The sequence below is a fragment of the Nitrospirota bacterium genome, assembly GCA_030645475.1.
GTDB lineage: Bacteria > Nitrospirota > Nitrospiria > Nitrospirales > Nitrospiraceae > Palsa-1315.
Genome location: JAUSMA010000052.1, coordinates 1 through 5217, shown reverse-complemented (window position 1 = coordinate 5217; position 5217 = coordinate 1). Strand labels below are relative to the sequence as shown.

At 60.5% G+C, this 5217-nt stretch carries 7 protein-coding genes; all 7 read right to left on the bottom strand.

The features are described 5' to 3' along the window. A partial coding sequence (locus tag Q7U76_09040) for a GPW/gp25 family protein (protein ID MDO8356519.1) occupies positions 1 to 277 on the bottom strand: 277 nt, incomplete at its 3' end. Further along, positions 277 to 1785 carry a hypothetical protein gene (locus tag Q7U76_09035; protein MDO8356518.1) on the bottom strand — a complete coding sequence of 503 codons (1509 nt, stop codon included), beginning with the start codon at positions 1783 to 1785 and terminating at the stop codon, positions 277 to 279. The genes Q7U76_09040 and Q7U76_09035, both read right to left, overlap by 1 nt. Further along, positions 1779 to 2468 carry a phage baseplate assembly protein V gene (locus Q7U76_09030; protein MDO8356517.1) on the bottom strand — a complete coding sequence of 230 codons (690 nt, stop codon included), beginning with the start codon at positions 2466 to 2468 and terminating at the stop codon, positions 1779 to 1781. The genes Q7U76_09035 and Q7U76_09030 overlap by 7 nt, the downstream gene beginning before the upstream one ends. Further along, positions 2465 to 3553 carry a contractile injection system protein, VgrG/Pvc8 family gene (locus Q7U76_09025; protein ID MDO8356516.1) on the bottom strand — a complete coding sequence of 363 codons (1089 nt, stop codon included), beginning with the start codon at positions 3551 to 3553 and terminating at the stop codon, positions 2465 to 2467. The genes Q7U76_09030 and Q7U76_09025 overlap by 4 nt, the downstream gene beginning before the upstream one ends. A gap of 77 nt (positions 3554 to 3630) precedes the next feature. Continuing rightward, a complete protein-coding gene (locus Q7U76_09020) occupies positions 3631 to 3789 on the bottom strand; it encodes a hypothetical protein (protein ID MDO8356515.1) in 159 nt (52 codons plus the stop codon). Positions 3790 to 3792: 3 nt separating this feature from the next. Then, positions 3793 to 4812 carry a hypothetical protein gene (locus Q7U76_09015; GenBank protein MDO8356514.1) on the bottom strand — a complete coding sequence of 340 codons (1020 nt, stop codon included), beginning with the start codon at positions 4810 to 4812 and terminating at the stop codon, positions 3793 to 3795. 18 nt (positions 4813 to 4830) lie between these two features. Beyond that, positions 4831 to 5217 (bottom strand): phage tail protein (locus Q7U76_09010; protein MDO8356513.1); only part of this gene is annotated, 387 nt, incomplete at its 5' end.

The following is a 5217-nucleotide window of genomic DNA, read 5'->3' as shown; positions in this document are numbered from 1 at the left end:
CCAGCACGATGCGATCCTCCCAGCGTCCCAAGGCCGCCGACACGGCATCGCGTATCCGCCGGCGCGTCGTCAGCGTATTGGGCTCATGCAAAAACTCGCTCAACCCCGCGCCAAAATCGGGCCGCATCAGCTGTTCGCCGGGCCTGGTTTGCAGAATCACCCGGATGGCCTGTCTGACACTGTCGTCCAACGATGGAAACGACAGGCGCCCGTCGGCATCCGGCTGCGGCAAAAGCGGCCAGCCCAAAGACGGTCGCGGTAGCGTTGCCTGTGCCATTATTTCCTCCCCGGAATCGGTATGCAGATTTTGATATACAGCAACCACTGAAACACAATGTTGAACAGCTGCAAAAAGATGTTCAGCACGATAAACGCGCAGATGGTAATCAAGGGGATACTGAAACTACAGAGCCACTGGATGCCCAATTTGGGATTCGTGCTTCCACCTTTCCCATCAGCTAGTTTTTTTGCATCGCCTTGCAACAAATTGAAAAGCCCTTCGGGCAAGGCAAAGGCGACGTTCGGCTTAAGCCGCTTCAGCAAACCTTTGTCCGTGACGTCCGGCAAGGCAATTTGCACAGGAGGCGCACCGTTGTTGTCGTACCAAGGAGCAATCGTGAAAGGTTCGCTGTAGTCGCTCCACACCGTCTCGGGAGGACACCCATCGCCGTGTTTCACGCGAATAAACGCGCGCACGCGATACCGGCGTCCCTCCTCTCCAAAACGCCCTTGCCCTCCCGCAACCTGAGCGAGACGGGTTTGCATCGTCCCAAGCACCAATTTGGCCAGTATCGAGGCCTGAGACTCGGTCATCTTCGGCCACTCGCTTGGCATGGTCTGTGACGCCGCCGGGCCGGAAAGATCCCGCTCCAGCAAGACGGTCGACGCGGCTTTCAAGAAATCCCCCGCCTGAATCGTTCCCTGCTGGCGGATAAATGCGATGCGATTGAGCCCCGAGAGAAGCGCCTGAGCCGCCGACGTCTCTCCGAAGGCATCGAACTCAATGGCCAGCTGCTTCAGCAGCATCATAAAATCAGCCAGCGCCGAGTCATCGGGATTTAACGCACTCAGTGGAAACCCGGCGAAGGGAAAAGGTCGCGCCCCACCGACAGTCAGATATCGGTGGAGGTGCCCCACGAGATCCTGTTCGGTGAAGGGAGGGAATGTCGGCGACTCCGTCATCTCGGAACTGGTCACCGGAATCACGCCGTAGAGGAGCGTTCGCCCCGTCGCACGACAGATATCCGGCGGCGCCACGAACAACGGCGCCTGCTGCTCACGGAGGGTGGCTGCAAGACCGGATTGAATCGCTAACAGCCGGTTGATCTCACGATGCCCTGCCGACAACTCCGTGCGACGGAATGCCGGATCTGGGTCACGCGACTCTCCTGCTGCATTGGGAAACGGTACCCACCCCCGGAAGAGCCGATCCTCCTGCATCCAGGCTTCCCGCACTTCTCCTCCCGCGCCGTTCGTCGACATACGCCGAACGACCAAACCGGCCCCGGCAATCTTTGCGGGATCCAGCCGGGGCCGGCCAAAGGTCAGACATGACGTATCCAACAAGGCGAGGTGAAAGGTACGATGAATCGGCTGAAATAGTTTCAACACGCCGTTGGTACCGCGAGTCCTGGCGACCGATTTCATCACGTCCGCCAATCCCTGCTCGCGCGACAAGCGGTCCAAGACAGCAGGTAAAAAATCTTGTTCCGTCCGCTCCAAGATCACCGGACCGGCCGCGGGTGCCGCGCCGGCACCTTGAATGCTGACCACGTGCGTTACCATACGTTGCCCGCTCCCGGCGTATACATGGCCGAGACCACCGTATTGGTGATCAGCGTATCGCACTGAACGACGCCGGAGAATTTGGACATCCCGGCATTCACCGTCACCATGCCCGCACTAACTTCAACCTGGCTGGCCTGCACCGACACCGTCGCCGCAGCTTGAATGCTGACACCACTCGTATCCATCGTGATCGTATTGCCGGCAGCCTCCAGCCTAATCTTTCCGCCCGCCCCGTCTGTCAACGTGCCCATGACTCCCGCGGGAGTTTGGAAGACGATCTTTTCCTGGCCGTTCTGTTCTTCAACGATGGAAATCTTCGTGCCGGCCTTCCCCGTGATGGTCCACCGATCGACACGGTCTCCCGGCAAGGAATCCGGCGCCTCATCGTGGCCATTCCATAACCCGCCCACGACCATCGGAAATCGCGGGTCGCCGTTCAGAAATACCACCAGCACTTCGTCCCCGACATCGGGCAGGAAGAACGCCCCCCGGTTAGCCCCTGCAAACGGCACGGCAACTCGCGCCCACACCGGCCCATCCTGATCATCAAGCCCGTCGCAGTTGAGCAGGCGGATCTGCACCCGCGTCAGCCGGTCCGGATCTTCGACCGAGACCACTTCCGCCAGATAGCTGGAGGCCCAGGCTGCGACCGGCGCATCGAATCGGTTCCTGACCGTCATGCCCGCCCTCCCCAATAGGCGCATTCGGCTTCGAACTGCGTGCGGTATCCCACTTCCATATCAAAACGATGGCTGGCCCTCGTCACATAATAGGTATTACTGAACCGCGGGCCCATTCCGCTGATGGTCACCTGCGTGCCCACACGAATCTCCGGGTTACCCTCTGCCGTGCCTTCCAGACAGACAAACCGGCGAGCCCGTTGATCGAACGCACTGTCGGCAACCGCTTGCGCCTCGTCCTGCGTTCGCACCGCCACATGCCCGATGTGCTGCGTCCGATCGATCGCCGCCTGCGCCAACATCTCTGCCCCGGTGATCCCCACCCCCGGCCCGGGATTCGTTCCGGTGCTCTCCGCCGTCAGGCGAGATCCTTGCGCGACGTCCCACCCTGCGACGGTGGCCTTCGTCACTTGATGCGCCAAGTCGACCAACACACGAGCGCTACGAAGCTGCCCATGCAGACGCAACTCGACGGTCCCTCGCTGAACGTCCCGACGCGGAGACAGATGCAGTTCGTCCCCAACCACCTGCACGTCACCGTCGTAGCGCTCCATCACCCGGCGTAAAAATGCCAAATCACTTTCGTTGAACTGCACCCAGGTTCCGACCATATCTGTCAAACCCGTCACCACCGGTTGAAGACCGAGACGATCGGCCACTGTCTGCCCCAAGTCAGCGAGCGACATATCGTCATACGTCTTCGTGCGTCGAGCCATGCGTGCCTGCTGCGCTGCATCCTCTGCCAAGATCACCAACTCCGGAGGGCCCTCTTCCCGAAACTCCGCTTCCAGCCCCATGATCGTGCCGCGAAATATCTCCGTCGGCGACGACACCGGCCCTGCGTGCACGGCAATCGATTTCCCCAGCGTCACAATGGCCCCATCCTCGAATCCAAATGAGGCACCGCCGCTCGGATTGCTCGCCACGTTGCTGAGCCGCAGTTGTAACGTCGAAAGCCCGCCCTCTTGCTCGGTCATGTCCATCCCGATCAGCAGCTCGGATACTTTGGCATACGACTGCTGGTCGATCTGAACCGTCGGCCTCGCGCTATAGACCGCCGTGTGGCTGATTGGACGTTCACCCATGGGAAGGCTCCCTCATCGTCATCTATTCCCTGACGGATCGGACGAACAAGCAGACGGCTGACCGTGACCGTGCACTGCTAGTCGGCATGTATTCTCGCGGCACGGGACGCCAGGCGTCGCAATTCCACTGCAACATCCACGCGGGGTTGCCGGGACGTCGTCGCCGGAGATTGCCCCTCCGAGGCCGGCGATTCCGACTGCACATCCGCAACGACTTCATCGATCACAACCGCCATGTGCTACCTCTCATCAAACCGTATCTTGGACGCTAAGCTGGCATTCACACCGACATCCGCGCTCAAGCTGGCAGAGCCTTCCATTTTGGCTCGGCCTCCCACTCCAAATTGCGCACCCTGATCGGTCGCCAACCCCACCGAATCGCTGCGCGGAAATAACGATTGGGGATTCAGAGCAGGAGGCAAGGATCCACCAGACGGCGTCATGCGCAATCCGGCAAAGGCGCCCTGGCTTGCCGACACTCCGGCGGAGGCCGATCCTCCGATAGAAACTCCAACACCGGCCCCTACTCCCCCTGAGACGCCGATACCCACACCGGCGCCGCCACCAATACCGATTCCCCCGCTGAGGCCCACACCGATCCCCATCCCACCGGATGCGAAGGCCACAGGCCCACCGAGTGAAATCGAGGCATCGAGCGAAATCGGCCCACTGGTAAACCGTAACGTCTCCAAGCCATTCGCTGCACCTAATGCCCGGCCGACATCTCCGACACCAGCCATTGCCGAGATCCCCGTCACACCTGCACTGGCCGAGAGAGACAACACTGCCCCCTCCCCGCCTCCCGCTCCCGAACCCGCGCCATCCTCAGCAAACACAACCTCTTGCCGGGCCATGCTCATATTGACCTTGGCACGTAGCGGGACACCGGATGGCGCAAAGAAATCAATCGTCTCCTGGTACGATTGCACCATCCCTTGAAACACGAAGGTCCCCCATTCGAATCGCACAATGGCGGGTATCCGCTGTTCATCCGGCTCCATGAGCAAGGCAATCCGTTGCGTCGCCATCCGTACATCCGTCCCCACATCGGTCGTGTCGAACGTCAACTCCATCGTCAGGGTGGACGAACTCCCGGTCACGTACTGCTTGGTATCCCCCGATTCGCCACTGGCACCCAAGGTATTAGCAATCGAAAGCTGCAGCGAGGTCGGATTGAAATGCACCGTGATCGCCTGCCCTTGCTGAGGGCCGCTTTGAGGCGTAAAGACGGCTTTCTGAACTCGTTGTGCGTCACTCATCGTGGCACGGCCTTCCAGTTACGACAGGAACTCCAGCCCTTCGTGGACCACGTGTAACTCTTCGATCCCCACTTCCGACGCCTTTGCATTCAGGTCCGCTGTCTTGAACTTCACGGGCATCGCATGGCGGAGCACCCAGGTCACCGCCGGGGCCCCGGCATGATCCAGCATAACGATGGCCAGCGAGAGTCGATGGGCATAGGCGCCCCCTTGCGTCACCATGGCAAACCACTGCCAAAGATGTTGACTGCGGAGCATACCGCGGCGCAGCACCACCGTGGCAAAACTCACGGGTCCGACTCGTTGCGCCGCGCCGTAATTACGCCCGCCTTCTTTGATAACGACCGGTTCCATCGTCGCTTCCAATCCCGTACATTCGGCGAACCCCCCATCGAGCGACGACAG

Coding starts and splice junctions, on each gene's coding strand:
- Q7U76_09035 (MDO8356518.1), bottom strand. CDS start 1,785: ATGGTAACGCACGTGGTCAGCATTCAAGGTGCCGGCGCGGCACCCGCG.
- Q7U76_09030 (MDO8356517.1), bottom strand. CDS start 2,468: ATGACGGTCAGGAACCGATTCGATGCGCCGGTCGCAGCCTGGGCCTCC.
- Q7U76_09025 (MDO8356516.1), bottom strand. CDS start 3,553: ATGGGTGAACGTCCAATCAGCCACACGGCGGTCTATAGCGCGAGGCCG.
- Q7U76_09020 (MDO8356515.1), bottom strand. CDS start 3,789: ATGGCGGTTGTGATCGATGAAGTCGTTGCGGATGTGCAGTCGGAATCG.
- Q7U76_09015 (MDO8356514.1), bottom strand. CDS start 4,812: ATGAGTGACGCACAACGAGTTCAGAAAGCCGTCTTTACGCCTCAAAGC.